This window comes from Acidiphilium rubrum (assembly GCF_900156265.1).
GTDB lineage: Bacteria > Pseudomonadota > Alphaproteobacteria > Acetobacterales > Acetobacteraceae > Acidiphilium > Acidiphilium rubrum.
In genome coordinates, this window is sequence record NZ_FTNE01000027.1 from 1 (window position 1) to 21992 (window position 21992).

Below are 21992 nucleotides of genomic sequence, written 5' to 3' on the forward strand. Positions count from 1 at the left end.
GTGAAGTCGATGCTGCCGTCGGGGTTGATTTTGTATTGGTCCATGAAGCTGGGCTGGCGCTTTGGTTTGCGGGGGCGCTTGGGCCGGGGCTTGGTCGATTTGGGGCGTTTGATGCTGGCTGGGTAGCGCAGGCCGAGCATGGTGTGGAGCGGGCGGAGGATGCGGCCGAGGCTGGGATGGGTGGCGAGCAGCGCCTGGACGATGGGATCTTCCATGAAGTGCTGGAGTTCGAGGCGGGCGTTGGCACCGGCGACGATGGGGGCGGCTGGGCCGTTGGGGAGCAGGCGGATCAGCCAGGCGAAGCCGCGCGGCAGGGTTAGGGCGGGTTTGGGTTTGGTGGTGGGGTTGCGCTCGACCGTTGAGGGAGCGCGCGTGCGCGGGGACTGCGCGGGTTTGGCGGCGATTTTGGCGAAGCGGGCGATCTGGCGGCTGAGGTAGTTCCAGATCAGGACGAGGAGCGGGCCATGGATTTTCAGCCGGTAGCCGTTGTCGGCCACGGAGCGTTGCAGGGCGCGGAAGATCACCGCGAAGCGCTCGGACGGGTCGGCGGGCATGAAAGGCGCGTTCGAGATCATGACCGCACATAAACCATGGCGGGTGGGGGGTGAGAAAGGGGTTTGTTAGGGGTTGTGTTAGAATTTTTGGTTTGGGTTCTGGCGGGGGTGGGTTGATGGGCTTCGCAAGGGCTCTGCCCGTCCTACGGCCTGCTGGGGGTGCCGAGCGAGGTTGCCGAGGCGGATGCCGAGGGGATGGAGCATTATATTTCGGATGTGACCGAGCGGGTGTTTACGCAGTTTGTTGGGAGGAAGGGGGGGGGTGAGGTGGGGTGGGGTGGGTCGGGTGGTGTGGTTGGATTGATGGGTATCAAGGGATACCCATCCTACAGTTGCTGCTGATGAATAAGAGTTTTTTGGTTCTTTTTTGCAAAAAAGAACTGCTTGCCTTGCCTTTTCAGAAACACGACTACCGGCGCGGGGGTAAAAAAATGCCCCGGACGGCTGGCGTCCGGGGCTAGTCGACGGAACGGATGCCGGCACCATGCCGGCATCGCGGGGACTGGTAATTTGAGCGGGGCTTAGCGGTCGGGGGAGCTGACCGCCCAGCTGTGGTGGTGGACCAGGCCGTCGTCGTGGTCGTGGTTGTGGCCGGGCTGGTCGTCCTGATCGTGGAATTGTTCGGTTTCGGTGCTGCCGGCCATGGCGGTGGTGGAGGCTTTGCCGGCGGAGACGGCGACGGCGACGGCGTCGAAATAGGAGGTGCCGACTTCGCGCTGGTGGCGGGTTGCGGTGTAGCCCTGGGGTTCGGCGGCGAATTCGGCCTGCTGGAGTTCCGAGTAGGCGGCCATGCCACGTTCGGCGTAGCCTTTGGCGAGTTGGAACATCGAGTAGTTCAGCGAATGGAAGCCGGCGAGGGTGACGAACTGGAATTTGTAGCCCATCGCTGCGATTTCCTGCTGGAAAGTCGCGATTTTTTCGGGGCTCAGTTTCTTTTTCCAGTTGAAGCTCGGCGAGCAATTGTAGGCGAGCATCTTGCCGGGGAATTGCTTGTGGATGGCCTCGGCGAACTGGCGGGCTTCATCGAGGTTGGGTTCGGAGGTTTCCCACCAGAGGAGGTCGGCGTAGGGCGCGTAGGCCAGGCTGCGGGCGATGGCGTATTCGACGCCGAGGCCGGGTTTGATGCGGTAGAAGCCTTCGGGCGTGCGTTCGCCGGTGATGAAGGGGCGGTCGCGCTCATCGACGTCGGCGGTGAGGAGTTGGGCGGCGTGGCTGTCGGTGCGGCAGAGCAGCACGGTGGACACGCCCTCGACGTCGGCGGCGAGGCGGGCGGCGTTGAGGGTGCGGATGTGCTGGCTGATCGGCACCAGGACCTTGCCGCCGAGATGGCCGCATTTTTTTTCGGACGCGAGCTGATCTTCGAAATGGACGCCGGCGGCGCCGGCTTCGATCATGGCTTTCATGAGTTCGTAGGCGTTGAGCGCGCCGCCGAAGCCGGCTTCGGCATCGGCGATGATCGGGGCCATCCAGTAGGTGCTGGTGTCGCCTTCCATGCGGGAAATCTGGTCGGCGCGGCGGAGCGTGGCGTTGATGCGCTTGACCACCTGGGGCACCGAGTTGACAGGGTAGAGCGATTGGTCGGGGTACATTTCGCCGGAATTGTTGGCGTCCGCCGCGACCTGCCAGCCGGAGAGGTAGATGGCTTTGAGGCCGGCCTTGACCTGCTGCATGGCCTGGTTGCCGGTGAGGGCGCCGAGCGTGTTGACGTAGTTTTCGTTTTTCAGGAGATTCCAGAGGCGGGTTGCGCCCATTTCCGCGAGGGTGTGGCGGATGCGGAAATTGCCGGAGAGTTTTTCGACATCGGCCGGTGTGTAGTCGCGCTGGATGCCGGCGAAACGGTCCGGGGCGACGGCGAGGCCGCCGGGGAGGCCTTCGGGGGCGTGGGTCGGGGTGGTGAGGTTGGACATGGTGGTCTCCTGGTGCCGAGCGAGGTTGGATGCCGTGCGGAAATGGGGTGGGCTTTGTCTGCGTTTCGGACGTTGGTGGTTTGTTGCTAGGCCGGCGTGTTCGCCATGTGTGGATTATTTACGCTGCAGGCGCGAAAGTCACGGGGGTATTTGGTATGAAATATCGAAACCAGTGGCGATATTGACTGTAAAGTTTTACATTGTGTAAATCGTGTTAAGTTTTTCTCCGGATTCGAGGTGTGTGAAGTGGCTAACCCGTTGATCGGTCGGATCGTGCGTCGCCTGCGCATGGAGCAGGGGATGACGCAGCAGAAATTGGCGGAGCGGCTGGGGATTTCGACGTCGTATCTGAACCTGATCGAGCATGATCAGCGGGGCGTGACGGCGACGCTGCTGATCAAGCTGACCGAGATTTTGCAGGTTGATCTGGCGGCACTTTCGGGGTCGGGGGAGCGGCAGATCGAGCAGGCGTTGCGCGAGGCGTTTGCCGACCCGCTGTTGGGGATCGATCCGGTGCCGGATGCGGATGCGCAATTGCTGGCGGGGTCGGCGCCGGCGGCGGCGCAGGCGGTTTTGGGGTTGTATCGGGCGTTTCAGGCGGTGCGCGAGGAGACCGGGGCGATCACGCTGCCGTCGGGGCGGAAGATTCTGTTGCCGAACGAGGAGGTGCGGGATTTTTTCCATGAGCACGCCAATTTTTTCCCCGAATTGGAGGATGCCGCCGAGGCGATGGGGGCGGAGTTGCCGGCGGCGACGCTGGGGATGAACCACGCGTTGGCGGAGCGGTTGCGGCACAAGCATGGGCTGGTGGTTTCGGTGGCACCCTTGCCGGGGGCGTTGCGGATTTATGATCCGGCGGCGCGGCATCTGCGCCTGTCGGAGACGTTGCCGCGGGAGAGCCGGGGGTTTCAGATGGCGTTTCAGCTCGGGTTGCTGGAGGCGCGCGATTTGATCGAGCCGATCGTGAAGCGGGCGGCGTTGACGACGCGCGATGCGGGGGAGTTGCTGCGGATCGGGCTGATCAATTATTTCGCGGGTGCGGTGTTGATGCCGTATGCGCCGTTTCTGGAGGCGGCGCTGGCGTTGCGGCATGATGTCGAGCATCTGGCGATGCGGTTCGGGGTGTCGTTCGAGCAGGCGTGCCATCGGCTTTCGACGTTGCAGCGGAACGGGGCGCGGGGGGTGCCGCTGTTTTTTCTGCGGGTCGATCCGGCGGGGAATGTTTCGAAGCGGTTTTCGGCGGCGGGGTTTCCGTTCGCGCGGTTCGGTGGGAATTGTCCGCGCTGGGTGGTGTATTCGGCGTTTGCGGCGCCGGGCAGCGTGCGGGTGCAGGTGGCGCAACTGCCGGATGGGGCGACGTATTTGTGTTTCGCGCGGACCATTGTGGCGGCGCCGGCGCATTGGGGTGAGCCGCCGGCGACGCGGGTGGTGGCGATGGGGTGCGAGATCAACCGCGCGGGGGATTTCGTTTATGCCGATGGGATCGATATCGAGCGGGCGGCGGTGGGGATCGGGCTGTCGTGCCGGTTGTGCGATCGGCCGGAGTGCCGGTCACGCGCGTTTCCGCCGCTGGCGCATCGGTTGACGCTGGATGTTTCGACGACGAGTGCTTCGCCTTATCGGTTTGAGGCGGTCGGAAAGAAGTAAGGAAGACTTCTTTTTTGTAAAAAAGAAGCAAAAAACTTTTTTAATCTGGGTCCGTGCCGGTTTCACCAGCACGGACTAGATTCATAAAGTTTTTTTGCTTCTTTTTGTTCACAAAAAGAAGTCTTTTTACCTTCCCTTCTACCGAAAAGCCGGAAACGTCCCGCCACCAGGGTAGAGGTATTGGCTGGCAAAGCTGGTGGCGTGATTGGCCAGCGGCACGGCGGGGAATTGGCCCAGTAGCGCGAGGGTAGCGGCGGGGGGACGGGTGAAGCCGGGGCTGGTGAGGGCGGTGAGCGCGCCGGGGCGGTTGTTGCGCCGGAGTTGTTGGGCGGCGCCGACCAGCGCGTCGATCACGGTTTGCGAGGCGGTGCCGGGGGCGATGCCGAGGATGCGGCGGACGTGGGAGCGGGCTTGGAGCATTTCCTGTTTGGCGAGGGTGTTCATGCCGGCCCAGCGGGCGCCGGTGGCGAACTGGCCGGCCATGGCATCGAGCGAGGCGATGGCGATGGCCATGCGGGCGGGGTGGCCGATCATCGCCTCGGGGTGGGCGAAGGCATAGGTGGCGGCGTTGGTTGCGGCGATTGCGGGATCTTCGCCGATGATGCTGGTGGCGAAGGTGTCGGCGGGCAGCCTGCCGGTGGAGGGCGCGGGTGTTTCGAGCGCGCAGCCGGCGAGGGCGAGCGTTATGATCGAGGCGAGCAGCAGGTGGCGCATGTGATCCTCCGGCTCGGATATGGGGGTGTTTCGAGGTTGGGGAGGATCACGAAGGCTGGAGGCCGCGCCGGTAGCGGGCGGCGAGGGCGACGTAGTGTGGGGCGGTCGCGGCGCGGAGGGCTTGTTCGGCGGCGTCCATCACGCGGACCAGGCGGGCGGGCGAGCCCATCCATAATTCATCGGGGCCGATTCGTTTGCCGGGGGGCAGGGTGGAATGGGCGGCGAGCATGCCGCCGGGTTCGATGATCGCACCATCGAGCACGATGGCACCCATGCCGACGAAGGCGCGGTCGTGCAGGGTGCAGGCGTGGATGATGGCGGCGTGGCCGACCGTGACATCCGCGCCGATGCGCGCGGCGAAGGCGGCGCCGGCGTTGACGTGGATGATGGTGCCGTCCTGGATGTTGGTGCGTTCGCCGATGGTGATGGTGTTGTTATCGGCGCGCAGGGTGCAGTTGAACCAGATGTTGGCGTGGGCGGCGAGGGTGACGGCGCCGATGAGCACGGCGCCGGGGGCGACCCAGGCTTCGGGGTGGATTTCCGGGCTGATGCCGTCGAGCGTGAAGCGGGAGGGGGTCATGTCAGCTGTCCGCCAGGGGCACCCAGGGGATGCGGCCGATGGTGATGCCGTCATCGGCGAGGGAGTCGGCCTCGGCCTCGGTCGCTTCGCCGTAGATGCCGCGGGGTTCGGCTTCGCCGTCGTGGATGCGGCGGGCTTCGGCGGCGAATTCGGGGCCGACGTAGTCGCAGCGGGCTTCGACTTCGCGGCGGACGCGGGCGAGCAGGGCGCGCATTTCGGCGGGCATCGGGCCGGCGATGGCGGTGGCTGGCGGGGTGGGCGATGGGTCTGCGGCGGGTGGGGTTGGGTCCGGTGGTGTTGGGTCTGGGGCGCGGGATTTGCCGCCGATGCGCGGGGCCATGATGGCCCGTTCGACGGCGTTGGTGCCGCAGGTCGGGCATTCCAGCAGGTGGCGGGCGGCCTGACGGTCGAAACTGGCGCTGCTTTTGAACCAGCCATCGAATTCATGGCCGGTCGCGCATTGCAACTGGTAGTGGATCATCAGGTCAGCCGGACGGGACCAGCAGCGGGTCGAGCTGGCCGGCGCGGTCGAGCGCCATCAGTTGGTCGCAACCGCCGATCGACCGGTCGTCGATGAAGATTTGCGGCATGGTGGTGCCGCCGTTCGAGCGGGCGGTGGCGTCGCGGCGGGCGGCGGAGCCGTGCGGGGCGTCGATTTCGGTGAAGGTGACGCCCTTGTCGCGCAGCAGTTTCACGGCGCGGCTGCAATAGGGGCAGAACATCTGGGTGTAGATTTCGATCTTGCTCATGGGATGATCACATACGCGCGCGCGATGTGAGTGCAAGTGGAATCAGGTGTCCGCATCGTCGGAAACGCGGGCGAGGGCGAGCACGTCGACCGCGGCGGCGCCGGCCTGGTAGAGCACGCCGGCGCAGGATGAGGCGGTGGCGCCGGAGGTGAGGACATCGTCGATCAGCAGGATGGTGCGGCCGTGCAGCGCGGCGGCGCGGCCGGGGCGGATGGCGATGGCGCCGTGCAGGGCGATGGCGCGGTCGTGCTGGTCAAGCTCGGCGAGGGGGCGCGTGGCGCGGGTGCGGATGAGGGCGTCGATCAGGAGCGGTTTGCCGGTGAGCCTGGCGAGGGCGCGGGCGAGTTCGCCGGCCTGGTTGTAGCCGCGCGCGGCGAGGCGGCGCTTGTGCAGGGGGACGGGAACCAGCAGGTCGGCGCGGGCCAGTAGTTCGGCGCCGGGCTGGAGCAGCAGGCGGGCGAGGCCGCGGGCGGCTTCCGGACGGTCGGCGTATTTGAACGGCAGGATCAGGCGTTTGGCGGCGGGGCCGTAGCGCAGCGCGGCGCGGGCGGCGCGGAAGACCGGCGGGTCCCAGTCGCACGCGGTGCAGAGCGGCGCCGGTTCGGTGAGTTTCAGGCCGCAATGGCTGCACAGCGGCGGGGTGAGGAAGGCGGCATCCGCGAAGCATTCGGCGCATAGCTGCCCTGCGCCGCCGGCGGGTTCGGTGCAGGCGAGGCATTGGGCCGGCAGGATCAGGTCGAGCGTGGCGCGGGCGAGGGATTTCAGCATGGCGCGGGGTTTGCCTGGGGGTTGGGCTGCGTCACAAGCGTTGTCATGAGCGAGATGGTGATTTTCGACCGGGCGGCGGTGGCGGCGCATCGTGATCGGGCGGCGGCGCGGCTTGGGCGGGTGCGCCCGGTGCTCGATGATCTGGCTTCACGGCTGCTCGATCGGCTGGATGATACCGGGCGGGTGTTTGCGCGCGCGCTGGATATCGGCGGGCGCGGGGCGGTGACGCCGCTGCTGGCGGCGCGCGGGATCGCGGTGGTGGCGACCGATCTGTCGCCCCGCATGGTGGCGGCGGGGCATGGCGATGTGGTGGCGGATGAGGAGTTTCTGCCGTTCGGTGCCGCGTGTTTCGATTTGATCGTCGCGCATCTGTCGCTGCACTGGGTCAATGATCTGCCGGGCGCGCTGGTGCAGATCCGCCGTAGTTTGAAGCCGGAGGGGTTGTTTCTGGCGAGTATGCCGCTGCTCGGCACGCTGGGCGGCCTGCGCGCGGCGCTGATCGAGGCGGAGGCGGCGCTCACTGGCGGGGCGGCGCCGCGCGTCTCGCCATTTCCGGAACTCGCCGATTGCGCGGGGTTGTTGCAGCGGGCCGGGTTCGCGCTGCCGATTGCCGAGCGCGAGACGATCGATTTCGATTACGCCGATCCGCTCGCGCTGCTGCGGGATTTGCGCGATGCGGGCGAGACCAATGCGACGGTCGCGCGCGCGCGCCGGATGCCGCCGCGGGAGTTGCTGGCGATGGCGCTGGCATCGATGGTGATGGACGGGCGGTTGGTGGTGCGGCTGGATATGGCGGTGCTGACCGGGTGGGGCTCATAGCAGGCCCAGCCGTTTGAGACTGACCCATTTGCCGTTACCGATGATCACATGGTCGTGCAGCACGATCGAGAGCGTGGTCGCCGCCTGCTTGATTTCGCGGGTCATCGCGATGTCGGTCTGCGAGGGGGTGGGGTCGCCGCTCGGGTGGTTGTGGACCAGGATGATCGCGGTGGCGTGGTGTTCGAGCGCGCGCTTGACCAGCTCGCGCGGGTAGATCGGTGTGTGGTTGATGGTGCCCTGGCTCTGGACTTCATCGGCGATCAGGCGGTTGCGATGATCGAGGAACAGGACGCGCGCCTGTTCCACCCGCTCGCGCGCGAGCACGGCGGTGAGGTATTCGATCAGCCGGTCCCAATGGTTGAGCACGGGACGATAGATCACCTCGGCCTTGACCAGGCGCAGGGCGGCGGCCTGGACGATTTTCAGCGCGGCGGCACCGGATTCGCCGAGCCCCTCGATCGCGAGTAAATCGGCGACCGGTGCGGCGATCGCCTGCGCATAGGAGCCGAAGCGGGCGACCAGGGCGCGCGCGATCGGTTTGGTGTCGCGCCGTGGCAGGGCGAGAAACAGCATCATTTCAAGCACTTCGTGGTCGGCCAGGGCATCCGGCCCGGCTTTCAGCAGCCGCGCGCGCAGCCGGGCGCGATGGCCGGCGGCGCCGTGGGCATCATTGGTTTCGCATTCGTTCGCCGGGGCCGCGAAGGGCAGCACCGGCTCTGACAACCCGTGGGTGTTTTGGCGCTTTGACACAATCGGAGATTGTCATATCGGCGCGCGTTTGGAAAGCGGATCAGGTCCGCGCGATATGCTCGCCAGCGGCGAGGGTGAAGACCTCGCACCCGGTTTCGGTGATGCCGATCATGTGTTCGAACTGCGCGGACAGGCTGCGGTCGCGGGTGACGGCTGTCCAGCCGTCATCGAGGATCTTGACCTCGGGGCGGCCGGCGTTGACCATCGGCTCGATCGTGAAGAACATGCCGGGCTTGAGCAGCGGGCCATCGCCCCGGCGGCCGAAATGCAGCACGTTCGGCGGTTCGTGGAATTGCCGGCCGATGCCGTGGCCGCAGAAATCGCGCACCACGGTGAAGCGCTGGCCTTCGACATAAGTTTGGATCGCGTGGCCGATATCGCCGAAATGATTGCCCGGTTTCGCCTGGGCGATGCCGCGCAGGAGGGATTCATAGGTGACATCGATCAGGCGGCGCACCTTGGTCGCGGCGGTGCCGGCGACATACATGCGGCTGGAATCGCCGTGCCAGCCATCCAGGATCACGGTGATGTCGATGTTCAGGGCATCGCCGTCCATCAACACCCGATCGCCGGGAATGCCGTGGCAGACGACGTGGTTGATTGAGATACAGGTCGATTTCGGGAAGCCGCGATAATTCAGCGGCGCCGGAATCGCGCCATGGGCGATGATGTAGTCGTGGCAGATCGTGTCGATCTCGCCGGTGGTGATGCCGGGGCGGACGTGAGCACCCACCATGTCGAGCACGGCGGCGGCCAGGGCGCCGGCGGCGCGCATCGGCGCGAAATCGGCCGGCGTGTGCAGGGTGATGTGGCGCTGTTCGGTTCCGCCGTCCATCAGACCGGCTCCATTTGTGACATATTCGGCATTGGTACTAAATGATCTCCGCCGCGCGGAAAGGCAAGGTCGCCAGACGCCGCGCCAATGCAAGACCCGTGACCAGCAGGATCACGATCATGCCGACCACGCCGCCCCAGCCCGCGAAACTCCAGGCATAGCCGCCGATCGAGCCCGCAACGCTCGATCCCAGATAATACAGGAACAGATAGAGCGCCGCCGCCTGCGCCCGCGCGCCGCGCGCCTGCGCGCCGACCCAGGAACTCGCGACCGAATGGCTCGCGAAAAATCCGAACGTCACCAACGCAATGCCGAGAACGATCACCGGCACCGAACCCGACAGGGTCAGCAGCGCGCCAAGCAATTCGATCGCGATGCCCGCCGGCAGCATCCGCGCCCGGCCGAACCGGCTGGCCAGATGGCCCATCCACGCCGAACTCGCCACCCCAACCAGATAGACCGCGAAAATAAACCCGACACTGGTCTGCGACAGGCTGAACGGCGGCGCCAGCAGGCGGAAAGTGATGTAGTTATACACCGTCACGAAGCCGCCCATGATCAGGAATCCCTCGGCGTACAACAGCCGCAGCGCCGGGTCCGCCAAATGCGCCCGATAGCTGCGCAATAACGAACCGATCGCCAAGCTGCGCCGCTCGAAATGCCGCGACGGCGGCAGGCGGATCACGAAAATAATTCCCGCCACCAGACCGATCGCGCCGATGCCGACGATCGCCCAGCGCCAGCCCAACGCATCCGCCAAAATCCCCGTCAGCAACCGGCCCGCCATGCCGCCGAACCCGCTGCCGCCAACGAACAAACCCATCGCCAGACCAACCGAACGCGGATGGATCTCCTCCGCCAGATATCCCATCGCCACCGCCGGCAGGCCCGACAGCACCACACCGATCGCCGCACGCATCAGTAAAAACCCGCCCCAGTGCGGAATCGCCGCCGAAACCATCGTCAGCACCGCCGCACCCAGAATCGAGCCCGCCATCATCCGCTTGCGGCCCCAGACCTCGGACAAGGCACTCGCAATCAACAACGAACCCGCCAAAGTGAACGTGGTCAACGACAACGCCAGACTCGCCACCATCGGACTCACGACAAAATCCCGCGCAAACACCGGCAACAACGGCTGCACCGAATACATCAACGCAAACGTCGCAAACCCGGCCGCGAACATCGCCAGATTGGTCCGCCGGAACGCAGCACTGCCACGCTCGATATATCCACCAGTCTCGCTCATGCCATCGTCATGACAGGTTCCATGCCCCACCCTCCAGAGACCCCAACGCAAACCAGCCCCCACCCCATCGCCGATGGAACCCCACGGCCCTGGCCTGGACCCGAAAATGAGACTGATGGCTGGTGGGGTGGTGCGGGGAGCAAGCAAGGCGGGGGGCTTTGCCCCCTCGACCCCCACTAAGGGCGGAGCCCTTAGAACCCGCTAGTTTTAGGCAAGGGGAGGGCGCTGCCTCGGTGGTTCCGTCGATCTGGCCTGTGTCGCCCTCCCCTTGCCTAAAACTAATGGATTTTAAAGGCTCCGCCTTTAACGGGGCCAGGGGCAGAGCCCCTGGCCTTCCTTTCTTCGAGCACCACCCCACACGCCATCGGGCTTATTTTTGGGTCCAGGGCAGGCCGTCGTGTTTCCAGCCGGCGACGTGGCCGCGGTGGCCGCGTTGATCGTGGGGGCCTTCGAAGCCATCTTTGACGTTATAGACGTGTTTGAAGCCGGCGTGACGGGCGGTATCGGCGGCGGCCATGCTGCGGCCGCCGGTGCGGCAGATGAAGTAGATATGGTGTTGTTCGGTGAGGCCGGCGTCTTTGACCTGATCGAGGAAGAGGGGGTTGGGTTGCATGGTGGGGAACACCTGCCATTGGATGGGGATGGTGTGCTTGCCGGTCTGGGACAGGTCGGGCATGCCGACGAAGTTCCATTCGGCGGTGGTGCGGACGTCGATGAGGACAGCGTCGGGGTGGGTCATGAGCGCTTCCCAGACCTGTTTTGGCGCGACATCGTCAATCATGGTTTCCTCCATTAGATAAGGCTTGAAGTTTGTTCGATTTGGCCGGTTTGGGCAATCCATTCCAGAAATATGATCTATAGGGACCATGGCATGACGATAGCACCGAATTCGCACCTCGCCGATGGGCTGACCGGCGCGATTGGCGGCACGCCGCTGATCAAGCTGCGGCTTGCCTCGGCGGCGACGGGGTGCACGATTCTGGGCAAGGCGGAGTTCATGAATCCGGGTGGTTCGGTGAAGGACCGGGCGGCGCTGGCGATGATCGATGCGGCGGAGGCTTCGGGCGCGCTCAAGCCGGGTGGCACGATTGTGGAGGGGACGGCGGGCAATACCGGGATCGGGTTGACGCTGGTGGCGAATGCGCGGGGCTATCGGGCCGTGATTGTGATGCCGGAGACCCAGAGCCAGGAGAAGATCGATTTTCTGCGGATGATCGGTGCGGATCTGCGGCTGGTGCCGGCGAAACCGTATAAGGACCCGGGCAATTACGTGCGTGTGTCGCAGCGGATTGCCGAGGAGACCGGCGCGTTCTGGGCCAATCAGTTCGACAATACCGACAACCGCGAGGGGCACCGGCTGACCACCGGGGCGGAGATCTGGCGGCAGACCGGCGGGGTGATCGATGCGTTCACCTGCGCCTGCGGCACCGGCGGCACGCTGGCCGGGGTGGGCATGGCACTGAAGGCGCATAAGCCGGATGTGCGGATCGTGCTGGCCGATCCCGATGGCAGCGCGCTGTATGACTGGGTGAAAACCGGGCAGCTTACCTCCAGCGGATCATCGATCAGCGAAGGGATCGGGCAAGGGCGCGTTACCGCCAATCTGGCCGGCGCGCCGATCGATGACGCGGTGCGGGTCCATGATACCGCGATGCTCGAACAAGTGTTCGACCTGATGATCCACGAAGGCCTCTCGATCGGCGGCTCGGCCGGCATCAACGTCGCCGCCGCTATCGCGGTCGCACGCGACCTCGGCCCCGGCCATACCATCGTGACCATCCTGTGCGACGGCGCCGCACGCTACCAATCCAAACTGTTCAACCCCACCTTCCTCGCCAGCAAAAACCTGCCCGCCCCACCGTGGATGGTGTGAAATCGGCCCCCTGGTAGGGGCGTTTGAGGGAAGAAGGCCAGGGGGCTCTGCCCCCTGGACCCCCGCTAAGGGCTCAGCCCTTAGAACCCGCTAGTTTTAGGCAAGGGGAGGGCGCTGCCTCGGATTTTCCGTCGATCTGGCCGGTGTCGCCCTCCCCTTGCCTAAAACTAATGGATTTTAAAGCCCGGCGCGCGTCGCGCGCCTCATCATATGGTAGCGGGCATCTTGCCCGCGGGGCCTTTAACGGGGTCCAGGGGCAGAGCCCCTGGCCTTCCTTGCTTCACGCGCTCCCACCGAGGGGCCGATCTCACACCTTACGGTAGGTCAGGACCAGGACGTCGCGGTGGGCTTGGGTGGTGGGGTTGATGGGGATGACGGGGGTGACGCCGTGGAAGACGCGGCGGTCATCGACGAGGGCGGCGTCGCGGGGGTGGGTGAGGGTGAAGTTGCCGAGGGTGGTGCCGTTGAGGTCGTGGATGGTGGTGGTGCCTTGTTCGATATTGGTGCGTTGGACCATGAGGACGAGCACGAAGTCGACGCCGTCGCGGTGCATACCTTCGGGGGTGGGCTGGCCGGCGCCGTGGGGGCCGGTTTCGATGCGGAATTGGTGGGCTTCGATGTGCCAGGGTGCTGTGCCGGCGTGTTGTTCGAAGAGGGAGCGGGTGAATTCGAGCAGGCCTTGGAAGCTGGGGCCGTTTGCGATGGCGGGGTCGATCGGTTCGAACCAGCGTTCGATGCCGCCGTTGAGGGTGTTGTAGTCGCGGGTTTGGTAGTGGGGCTGGTGGGGGGCGCGACGGATGATATCGCCTGGTGTGGCGGTGAAGGTGGCGAAGCGGCGGCGGCGGTAGCGGCCGCCGTCGGCCATGTAGGTATCGATCGGCATGCCGTCCCAGCTGGCGGCGAAGCTGTTCCATGCGGTGGGGGCGATGGCTTCGGGGGGGAGCATGGGGTCGAACGCGGCGCCTTCGAGGAAGGCGAATCCGTTGGTGTGCAGGTGATCGCCGAGGCGGTGGCGTTGATTGATCGCGTCCATGACGGTTTTATTTAGCAGATCCGGCGGTGGATTAAACTGGGCTGGAGGCGACCTCAGCCATTCCCTGGGGTTGGGGCGGGTGGTGAGGTTTTGGGGGTGCCGAAGGCGGCGCGGAATTCGGCGGGGTCGATGGTGATTTTCTGGTAGTTGTAGGGCAGTTCGATGCCTTCGGCGTCGAACCTGATTTTGATGCGCCGGTTGAATTCGCGGCGGACGCCGTATTGTTTGCCGGCCGGGGTTTTGACGCGGCCGACGATATTGATCGAGGAGGCGCCGAACTGGTCGAGCCCCCAGAGTTCGAGGTCGTTGCTGATCTGGGCGGCCCAGGTGGGTTCGGCGCGCATGGTTTCGAACACTTCGGTGATGACGGCTTGCACGCGGTCGATATTTTCGCCGTAGCCGACGCCGATGTTGATCGGCGCGTAGCCGAAGTCACGCGAGGAGTTGGTAACGGTGGTGACGGAGCTGAACGGGATGATGTTCAGTGAGCCATCGCCGCCGCGGAGCCGGATGGTGCGGATGGATAATTTTTCGACGACGCCGGACATGCCACCGAGGGTCACGGTATCGCCGACCTGCATCGCGTCTTCGAGCAGGAGGAACAGGCCGGTGATGATGTCCTGCACCAGTTTTTGCGAACCGAAGCCGATGGCGAGGCCGAAGATGGACAGGCCGCCGAGCAGCAGGGTGACGTTGACGCCGACCGCGCTGAGCACGACGAGGGCGACGATGACCAGGATGATGACGAGCAGGGTGGTGCGCAGCATGGGCAGCAGGGTGCGGTAGCGGGCGGCGCGGCCGGGGCGGCCTTGTTGCACCAGCCGTTCGGCCTGGGCTTCGAGGGCAGCGTTGATGGTTTCCCATGCGATCAGGCCGATGAGGGCGGCGAGGCCGATGGTGATGACGGCGCTGACGATGCGTTGGCCGATGCGGGTGACGGTGAACCAGGCGAGGACGCCGATGCCCCAGAGTTGCAGGATCACCAGGATCGCGAGGGTTCCGAGCACGATGCTGATGACCAGTTTGACGACGGGCACATAGAGCCGCAGGCGGGTGAACAGGCTGGGGTATTGGGTGCGCCAGGTAACTTCGTCGTCGAACGCGGATTCGAGGCCGTGCGCCATCCAGGCCGCGATGCTGCGGGCGAGGGCGGCGATGATGGCGAACACCAGCACGATGCGCAGCATGATGAAGAAGGCATGTGGCACGCCGATTGCCCAGGCGATCCACAGCGCGATGATGTAGAACAGGGCGAGGATGTGCCAGGAGCGGGCGAGCCCGGCGCGGGCCGCGGTGATGACGCCGCTGCGGGTGTGGTCGGCATGGCGGTCGCCGCGGATGATCGCCGCCACGGGTCTGCGGGCTTGCAGCACCATGATGGCGGCCATGATGTGCACGATCAAAGAGACGAGTTTGATCAGGACCTGGCTGGCGGCGTGATAGAGGCCGAACAGGCCGCCGGTTGCGATGGCGGCGTAGCCGAAGGCGATGACGCCGATGATCCGGCGCAGCCAGTTGACCAGCCATTCGGCCCGGCGGTCGGTCGTGCGGATCAGCCTGATGTCGCGCAGGCCGGGGGCGAGCAGGAAGCGCGCGACCTCGAGCGTGAGGCGGCAGGCGAGGTAGGCGTTCAGTACGGCGATGACGACGAGTTTGGCGACGCGTTCGTTGGCGAGGCTGCCGGTGAGCCACAAGAAGCCGATCAGGGCGAAGATCAGGATGGGGGCGAGGGCGAGCAGGACATGCGCGAAGGCGAGGGGCAGGCGGCGGAACCAGCGGCGGAGCGAGCGGCGGCGGGGGCGTTTTTCGCTCTCGCCGGCTTCGGCGGCGGCGAGGCCGGCTTCGTCTTCGGCGTGGCGGCTGTCGCGCAGGCGGGCGGCGCGGCGCAGGATGGCGGCGCGGGGGCGGCGGAGCAGGTAGATGACGAGATATTCGCCGGCAAGCGCGGTGGCGAGGACCATCGCCAGTCTTGTCACCGCGCGGATCACGGTCTGGCGGAGCCAGCTGTCGGTCGCGACGAAGACCATCCAGTGCCAGACGAGGCGGACGTCGGTCGCGGCTTTCAGGGCGCTGCCGACGTCGCCGAGGATCAGGCGGGCCTTGGTTTCGGCTTCCTGCACGAAGCCGATGCCGGTGTTGGGCGATGTCGTCGGGGTGGTTGTTGTTGTGGCGGTGGGTTTGGTGGCGGGATGTTTCATTGCCTCGAGCGTGGCGATCAGGGCGGTGCGCTCGGCGGGGTTGTTCAGGGTGGTGATGGCGGCATCGATCTGCGCGGCATCGAGCGTGGCGGGTGGGGTGGTGGGTGGTGTGGCGGGTTTGGCGGTGGTTTTGGCGGTGAAGGCGGCCAGGGGGTTGCCGGCGGCCTGCACGGGTGGTGCGGCGGCGAGCAGGATGGTGCAGAGCAGGGCGAGGATGAGAAGCGGAGGGGAGACGCGCATGGCCCCTGTGAAAGCGAGCGGGGCGGTGATGTCAACCGCGGCCTCTACCGCTGGTGCGGATTGCACCCTATAAAAGAATCATGCGCGATTTTCTGATCATTCTGCTCGGGCTCGACATGATTGCCGTGGTCGCGGTGTTGCTGACCGGTGCGGTCGGCATGACCACCGGTGCTGATCCGCGCCGGCAGAACCGGCTGATGCGCTGGCGGGTGGGGCTGCAGGCGGTCGCGGTGGCGCTGGTCGTGGTGCTTATTCTGTACGGGCGTTGAGCGTGGCGATGCCGCGGGCGGTGCTGTTCGATGTGTTCGGCACGCTGGTCGATTGGCGGGGCAGCGTGATTGCCGGGCTTTCGGCGTTCGGCGCGTCACGCGGGATCGTGGCGGATTGGCCGGAGATCGCGGATAGTTGGCGGCGGGCGTATCGACCCTCGATGGACCGGGTGCGCCGGGGGGCGGTGCCTTGGACGCTGCTCGATGATCTGCATCGCGATGCGTTGATGGAGATTACCCGGCGGCATGGCATCGGGCCGCTGGATGATGATGATTGTGAGCAACTGGTCCGGCTGTGGCATCGGCTGGCGGCGTGGCCGGATGTGGCGACGGGGCTGCGGCGGCTGAAGGATGTCGCGGTGATCGGGCCGTTGTCGAACGGTCATCTGGCATTGCAGGTGGCATTGGCGAGGCGCAACGGGTTTCCCTGGGACGTGACGTTCGGTTCGGACATGTTCCGTCATTACAAGCCGGATGCCGAGGTTTATTTGGGTGCGTGCGATTTTCTGGGATTGGCGCCGGATGATGTGATGCTGGCGGCAGCGCATAATGATGATCTGGCGGCGGCGGCGAGTTTCGGGCTGCGGACCGCGTTCATCAGCCGGCCGGCCGAGTTTGGTGCTGCGACCGGTGATCGGGCGCGGGCGTCCGGCGCGTGGGATATCGTGGTCGATTCCGTGGGGGCTCTGGCGGAGGCGCTGGGCGGCTGAGCGGTTCAGGTTTCGTCGCGCAGGTCGCGGCGCATCAGGCGGGCGATGCAATCTGCAAGGCTGGTGCGCTGGGCCAGCAAATCGGTCAGGGCGGCGGTGATCGGCATGTCGCAGCCTGAAGCCGTGGCGCGGGCGAGCAGGGCCGGGGCGGTGGCGAGGCCTTCGACGACGCCGGCTGTGAGGTCGGGCGGATCGCCACGGCCGAGCGCGAGGCCGGCGCGGTAGTTGCGGCTGGCGCCGCCCGTGGCGGTCAGAATCAGGTCACCCAGGCCGGCGAGGCCGGCGATGGTTTCGGCCGCGCCGCCGAGGGCGACGGCGAGGCGGGCGATTTCGGCGAGGCCGCGGGTGATGAGGGCGGCGCGGGCGTTTTCACCGAGGCCGGCGCCGATCACAGCACCGGCAGCGAGGGCGATGACGTTTTTCGCCGCACCGCCGAGGGCTGCGCCGGTGATGTCGTGACTGCCATAGAGGCGGAGCTGCGGGGTTGCCAGGGCGGCGATCAGGGCGCGGCGGGCTTGGGTGTCCGCCATGGCGAGGACGGCGGCGGCGGGCAGGCCGGCGGCGATTTCATGGGCGAAATTCGGGCCGGTGAGCAGGCCGATCGGGCGATTGGGGTGGCATTGGGCGGCGATTTCGGGGCCGAGCAAGGAAGTGTCGCGCTCGACGCCCTTGCAGCAGAGGATCAGGGCGCCACCGTTGTCCGGCAGGCGGGCGAGGGTGGCGCGCAGGTGCTGGAACGGCGGGCAGAGCAGGGTGATCGGCGCGGATCGGGGTTCGGCGGTGATGATCAGCGTGTCCGGCAGGGTGATGCCGGGCAGGTTGGTGTTGTGGCGTGTGGCGGCGAGGCGGACGGCGCGGTCCGGCGTGCGGGCGATCAGGGCGACGCGCCGGCCTTGTTGGGCGTAGAGCACGGCGAGGGCGGTGCCCCAGGCGCCGGTGCCGATGATCGAGAGGTCGGTGGTGTCAGGCATCGGCGATGCGGGTGATGCGGCTGGTGCCGTCGGGTTCGGCGAGGGTTGCGCGCAGGGCTTCGAGCACCGGGGCGGCGGTGGCTTCGAAATTGTAGGGCGGATTGACGATCAGCACGCCGCAGCCGTTCAGCCTTGCGGGGTCGAGCGGTTCGCGGAACAGGATCTCGCAGGTGATGATATCCGCGATGCCACGCGCCTGGATGTCGGCGATGAAATGGCGCACCGGGGCGCGGTGCTTGACCGGGTACCAGGCGGCGTAGACGCCGGTCGGGAATTTGCGGTGGGCGGCTTGCAGGGCGGCGGCCAGGGTTTCGAATTCATCGGTTTTTTCGAACGGCGGGTCGATCAGCACCAGCGCGCGGCGTTCGGGCGGCGGCAGCAGGGCGGTCAGTGCCTCGTAGCCATCGCGCCGATGGATGTGCACTTGCGGATCGCGGGCGAAGCGGCGTTTCAGCGTGACGGCGTCATCGGGGTGGAGTTCGCACAGTGCGAGGCGATCCTGCGGCCGGAGCAGGGCGCGGGCGAGGGCGGGGGAGCCGGGATAGTGCTCGGCGGTGCCGGTGAGTGCCATGAAATCGGCCAGGGCGGGGGGGGTTGTTTGCCGCAGGCGACCGATGCCGGCGCGCCATTCACCGGTCTTGCCGGCTTCGATACTGGTGAGGTCGTAGGCGCCGATGCCGGCATGGGTGTCGAGCACGAACAGGGGTTTGGGTTTGGCGCTGAGCGCGCGCAGCAACAGCACGAGCAGCGCGTGCTTGACGCAATCGGCCGGGTTGCCGGCATGGTAGGCGTGTCGGTAGTTCATTATGAGCGATCTGATAGACACAGGCGGGGGCGCGCGCCAGACCGATTGCCCGCGATCGTCATTTGACGTTGCGACATTCCGGCCTATTTGATGAGGGCAAGGAGAGATGCATGACAAGGCCGAGGCCGCTGGCCGAACCTGATGATCTGGCGGGACCGTTCGAGCCGTTCGTCACCGGGCCTCAGCGGGGCGCTCCGCCGGAATGGAATCTGACCGATCTGTATTTCGGCACCGCGGACCCTGCGATCGGTGAGGATTTCGCGCAGTTGGAACGCCAGAGTGCGACGTTTCATGCCGCGTTCAAGGATCGGGTCGCGACGCTCGATGGGGCGGCGCTGGCCGGCGCGATTGCGCGCTACGAGGCGATCGAGCAGCGGTTGGCCCGGCTGCACGCCTTCGCGCAGTTGAATTTCAGCGCCGATGCGACGCTCGCCGCATCCGGGCAGTTTTATCAATCGGTCACCGAGCGGGCGAGCGATGTTGCGGCACCGCTGCTGTTTTTCCCGCTCGAGCTGAACCGGATCGAGGATGCGGCGTTCGAGGGTTTGGTCGCGGATGCCGCACTCGCCCGGTATGCGCCGTGGCTGCGCGACCTGCGGGTGCTGCGGGCGCATCAACTTGGCGATGATCTGGAAAAATTGCTGCACGACAAGGACGTGACCGGTCATTCGGCCTGGGCGCGCCTGTTCGATGAGACGATTGCGGCACTCCGGGTGCGGGTGGCGGGCGAAGAGCTGAGTTTCAGCGCTGCGCTCAATCGGTTGTCCGACGCCGATCGGGCGATGCGGGAGGCGGCGGGCCGCGCGATCGGGGCGACACTGCACCAGAACGCCAGGCTGTTCACGTTGATCACCAACACGCTGGCCAAGGACAAGGCGATCGAGGATGGCTGGCGGCATTACGCGACATCGGTTTCGGCGCGCAACCGGTCGAACCGCGTCGCGGATGAGGAGGTGACGGCGTTGGTCGAGGCGGTCCGGCGGTCGTATCCGCGGCTGTCGCACCGGTATTACGCGATGAAGGCGCGCTGGCTTGGGCTCGATCGGTTGGAGCATTGGGATCGCAACGCGCCGCTGCCGGGCGATGATGATCCGGCGATCGGCTGGGGTGAGGCCGAGGCGCATGTGCTGGCGGCGTATCGGCGGTTCAGCCCTGAACTGGCGGAGATTGGGCAGCGGTTTTTCGATCATCCGTGGATCGATGCGGTGCCGCGCCCGGGTAAATCGGGCGGTGCGTTCGCCCACCCGACGGTGCCGGATGTGCATCCGTATATTCTGCTGAATTATCATGGCCGGGCGCGCGATGTGATGACGCTGGCGCATGAGCTGGGCCACGGGATTCATCAAACGCTAGCGGCGGAGCAGGGTTATTTGATGGCGCGCACGCCGCTGACGCTGGCTGAAACCGCGAGCGTGTTCGGCGAGATGCTGACGTTTCGCAGCCTGCTCGATGCCGAGACCGACAAGGGGCGGCGGCGGCTGATGCTGGCGCGCAAGATCGAGGACATGCTGAACACGGTGGTGCGTCAGATCGCGTTTTTCACATTCGAGCAACGGTTGCACGACCGGCGCCGGGCAGGTGAGCTGCTGGCCGAGGAGATCGGGCAGATCTGGCTGGATGTGCAGCGTGAAAGCCTTGGCCCCGCCTTCAACTTTACTGACGAGTACCGGATGTTCTGGGCCTATGTGCCGCATTTCATTCACTCGCCGTTCTATGTGTATGCCTATGCGTTCGGCGATTGCCTGGTGAATGCGTTGTACGGCGTCTACCGCGATGAGTTGGCGGTGGGGCGTGGCGAGGATTTCGTGGAGCGCTATACCGCGCTGCTGCGGGCGGGCGGCACCGAGCTTCATGGCGCGTTGCTGGCGCCGTTCGGCATCGATGCTGCCGATCCGGCGTTCTGGCAGCGTGGGCTCGATGTGATTGCCGGATTTATCGATGAACTGGAAGATTGAGACAGAATGGTCAACGAAGCGGATCAGGGTGGGACGTTGTTCGGTGAGTTCAAGCGATTCGCGCGCACGTCCGGCGCGGTTTCGGGCATTGCGGCGCGGGTGGCCGGCGAGCGGATGTTCGGCATCAAGACCGATCGGTCGCGCCATGCCGAGGATCTGAAGACCATTCTCGGTGGCCTGAAGGGGCCGATGATGAAAGTGGCGCAGATTCTCACGACGATTCCCGATGCGCTGCCCGAGGAATATGCCAAGGAGCTGGCGCAGTTGCAGGCCAACGCGCCGGCGATGGGCTGGGTGTTCGTGCGCCGGCGAATGGCGGCCGAGTTGGGGCCGGACTGGGAGAGCAAGTTCAAGGCGTTCGGCCGCGAGGCGGCGGCGGCGGCGAGCCTGGGGCAGGTGCACCGGGCGACCTTGCTGGATGGACGGGATGTAGCGTGCAAGCTGCAATATCCCGATATGCCGAGCACGGTCGAAGCCGATCTGCGGCAGTTGAAGCTGGCGATGGCGGTTTACAAGCGGATGGATAACGCGATCCATCAGGACGATATTTATGTCGAGCTGGCGACGCGGTTGCGCGAGGAGCTCGATTATCAGCGCGAGGCGGCGCAGACGCGGCTGTATACCGTGATGCTCGAAGGGCAGCCCGACGTTGTGATTCCGACGCCGATCCCGGAATTTTCCACCAAGCGGCTGCTGACGATGAACTGGCTGACCGGCACGGGCATGCAGGCGTGGCTCGATACCGACCCCGATCAGGAGAGCCGCAACCGGATCGCCAGGGCGCTGTTCCGGGCGTGGTATGTGCCGTTCTACCGGTTCGGCGTGATCCATGGTGATCCGCATCTCGGCAATTATCAGGTCAATCCGGCGGGCGGGATCAATCTGCTCGATTTCGGCGCGATCCGGGTGTTTCGCTCGAATTTCGTGGCGGGCGTGATCGAATTGTTCGATGCGATCCGCAACAACGATGACGAGCACGCGTATCATGCCTACAAGATTTGGGGTTTCACCGACATCACCAAGGAGAAGCTCGACGTCTTGAACGATTGGGCCCGCTTCCTCTATGAGCCGCTGATGCAGGACCGTGTGCGACCGATTCAGGAAACCAACGATGTCACCTATGGCCGCAGCGTGGCCGAGCGGGTGCATGAGGGGCTCAAGCGCACCGGCGGTGTGCGACCGCCGCGCGAGTTCGTGCTGATGGATCGTTCGGCGATCGGGCTGGGCAGCGTGTTTCTGCGGCTGAGGGCGGAACTCAACTGGCAGCAATTGTTCCATGAGACCGTCGCCGATTTCGACGAGGCCTCGCTCGATGCGCGCCAGGTTGAAGCGCTGGCCACGGCCGGCGTGCCGAAGCCACTCTGAC

General features: G+C 65.7%; 22 protein-coding genes. 7 read left to right on the forward strand and 15 right to left on the reverse strand.

Translation table 11 applies throughout. The annotated features are described in order from the left end of the window. A partial coding sequence (locus BW994_RS15570; RefSeq protein WP_139334152.1) for a hypothetical protein occupies positions 1-554 on the reverse strand: 554 nt, incomplete at its 3' end. Positions 555-1075: 521 nt separating this feature from the next. After that, positions 1076-2461, reverse strand: a complete 1386-nt coding sequence (gene aceA / locus BW994_RS15580) for an isocitrate lyase (RefSeq protein WP_029314029.1) — start codon at positions 2459-2461, stop codon at positions 1076-1078. 246 nt (positions 2462-2707) lie between these two features. On the opposite strand from aceA, the gene BW994_RS15585 reads away from it, so the two are divergent. Continuing rightward, positions 2708-4108 carry a helix-turn-helix domain-containing protein gene (locus BW994_RS15585; RefSeq protein WP_029314028.1) on the forward strand — a complete coding sequence of 467 codons (1401 nt, stop codon included), beginning with the start codon at positions 2708-2710 and terminating at the stop codon, positions 4106-4108. Between the two features lie 138 nt (positions 4109-4246). On the opposite strand, the gene BW994_RS15590 is transcribed toward BW994_RS15585, so the two are convergent. The 5 genes from BW994_RS15590 to BW994_RS15610 are packed head-to-tail and all read right to left on the reverse strand — an operon-like array spanning position 4247 to position 6919. Beyond that, a complete protein-coding gene (locus BW994_RS15590) occupies positions 4247-4822 on the reverse strand; it encodes a hypothetical protein (protein ID WP_029314027.1) in 576 nt (191 codons plus the stop codon). Between the two features lie 46 nt (positions 4823-4868). Next, a complete protein-coding gene (locus BW994_RS15595) occupies positions 4869-5402 on the reverse strand; it encodes a gamma carbonic anhydrase family protein (protein ID WP_029314026.1) in 534 nt (177 codons plus the stop codon). Between the two features lies 1 nt (position 5403). Further along, positions 5404-5883 carry a DUF1178 family protein gene (locus tag BW994_RS15600; RefSeq protein WP_029314025.1) on the reverse strand — a complete coding sequence of 160 codons (480 nt, stop codon included), beginning with the start codon at positions 5881-5883 and terminating at the stop codon, positions 5404-5406. A gap of 4 nt (positions 5884-5887) precedes the next feature. After that, complete coding sequence (gene grxC / locus BW994_RS15605) at positions 5888-6151, reverse strand: glutaredoxin 3 (protein WP_029314023.1); 264 nt, start codon at positions 6149-6151, stop codon at positions 5888-5890. A gap of 42 nt (positions 6152-6193) precedes the next feature. After that, positions 6194-6919 carry a ComF family protein gene (locus BW994_RS15610; RefSeq protein ID WP_029314021.1) on the reverse strand — a complete coding sequence of 242 codons (726 nt, stop codon included), beginning with the start codon at positions 6917-6919 and terminating at the stop codon, positions 6194-6196. A gap of 45 nt (positions 6920-6964) precedes the next feature. Between BW994_RS15610 and BW994_RS15615 the strand changes: the two genes are divergently transcribed. Continuing rightward, on the forward strand, positions 6965-7738 hold the full coding sequence (locus tag BW994_RS15615) for a methyltransferase domain-containing protein (protein WP_029314020.1): 774 nt from the start codon (positions 6965-6967) through the stop codon (positions 7736-7738). Here BW994_RS15615 and radC read toward each other — a convergent pair. The 4 genes from radC to BW994_RS15635 all read right to left on the reverse strand — a co-directional run bounded on the left by radC (position 7733) and on the right by BW994_RS15635 (position 11353). Next, complete coding sequence (radC, locus tag BW994_RS15620; RefSeq protein WP_408734965.1) at positions 7733-8449, reverse strand: RadC family protein; 717 nt, start codon at positions 8447-8449, stop codon at positions 7733-7735. The genes BW994_RS15615 and radC overlap by 6 nt on opposite strands. Positions 8450-8528: 79 nt before the next feature. After that, positions 8529-9323 carry a type I methionyl aminopeptidase gene (gene map / locus BW994_RS15625; RefSeq protein ID WP_029314016.1) on the reverse strand — a complete coding sequence of 265 codons (795 nt, stop codon included), beginning with the start codon at positions 9321-9323 and terminating at the stop codon, positions 8529-8531. A gap of 37 nt (positions 9324-9360) precedes the next feature. After that, complete coding sequence (locus BW994_RS15630; RefSeq protein ID WP_029314014.1) at positions 9361-10572, reverse strand: MFS transporter; 1212 nt, start codon at positions 10570-10572, stop codon at positions 9361-9363. A gap of 370 nt (positions 10573-10942) precedes the next feature. After that, positions 10943-11353, reverse strand: a complete 411-nt coding sequence (locus BW994_RS15635) for a rhodanese-like domain-containing protein (RefSeq protein ID WP_029314428.1) — start codon at positions 11351-11353, stop codon at positions 10943-10945. Positions 11354-11443: 90 nt separating this feature from the next. Between BW994_RS15635 and BW994_RS15640 the strand changes: the two genes are divergently transcribed. Then, a complete protein-coding gene (locus BW994_RS15640; protein WP_029314427.1) occupies positions 11444-12445 on the forward strand; it encodes a cysteine synthase A in 1002 nt (333 codons plus the stop codon). A gap of 307 nt (positions 12446-12752) precedes the next feature. Here BW994_RS15640 and BW994_RS15645 read toward each other — a convergent pair whose 3' ends face one another. Together BW994_RS15645 and BW994_RS15650 are read right to left on the reverse strand one after the other, a co-directional pair. Continuing rightward, a complete protein-coding gene (locus BW994_RS15645) occupies positions 12753-13478 on the reverse strand; it encodes a 2OG-Fe dioxygenase family protein (RefSeq protein ID WP_029312978.1) in 726 nt (241 codons plus the stop codon). 53 nt (positions 13479-13531) lie between these two features. After that, positions 13532-15916: a mechanosensitive ion channel family protein gene (locus BW994_RS15650; RefSeq protein WP_051657510.1), complete on the reverse strand. Its 2385-nt coding sequence runs from the start codon at positions 15914-15916 to the stop codon at positions 13532-13534. 80 nt (positions 15917-15996) lie between these two features. Between BW994_RS15650 and BW994_RS15655 the strand changes: the two genes are divergently transcribed. Beyond that, a complete protein-coding gene (locus tag BW994_RS15655) occupies positions 15997-16185 on the forward strand; it encodes a twin transmembrane helix small protein (RefSeq protein WP_029312976.1) in 189 nt (62 codons plus the stop codon). A gap of 8 nt (positions 16186-16193) precedes the next feature. Continuing rightward, a complete protein-coding gene (locus tag BW994_RS15660; RefSeq protein WP_029312975.1) occupies positions 16194-16895 on the forward strand; it encodes a haloacid dehalogenase type II in 702 nt (233 codons plus the stop codon). 5 nt (positions 16896-16900) lie between these two features. Here BW994_RS15660 and BW994_RS15665 read toward each other — a convergent pair whose 3' ends face one another. Together BW994_RS15665 and BW994_RS15670 are read right to left on the reverse strand one after the other, a co-directional pair. Beyond that, the gene (locus tag BW994_RS15665; protein WP_029312974.1) at positions 16901-17866 is read right to left on the reverse strand and encodes an NAD(P)H-dependent glycerol-3-phosphate dehydrogenase; all 966 of its coding nucleotides are present in this window, start codon (positions 17864-17866) and stop codon (positions 16901-16903) included. Beyond that, a complete protein-coding gene (locus BW994_RS15670; RefSeq protein WP_029312973.1) occupies positions 17859-18671 on the reverse strand; it encodes a 23S rRNA (adenine(2030)-N(6))-methyltransferase RlmJ in 813 nt (270 codons plus the stop codon). The genes BW994_RS15665 and BW994_RS15670 overlap by 8 nt, the downstream gene beginning before the upstream one ends. Before the next feature lie 110 nt (positions 18672-18781). On the opposite strand from BW994_RS15670, the gene BW994_RS15675 reads away from it, so the two are divergent. Further along, positions 18782-20626, forward strand: coding sequence for a M3 family oligoendopeptidase (locus tag BW994_RS15675; RefSeq protein ID WP_029312972.1), 1845 nt, complete (start codon positions 18782-18784; stop codon positions 20624-20626). A gap of 6 nt (positions 20627-20632) precedes the next feature. Then, entirely contained in the window at positions 20633-21991 is a 1359-nt protein-coding gene (locus BW994_RS15680) for an ABC1 kinase family protein (protein ID WP_029312971.1), read from the forward strand. Position 21992: the final 1 nt, after the last annotated feature.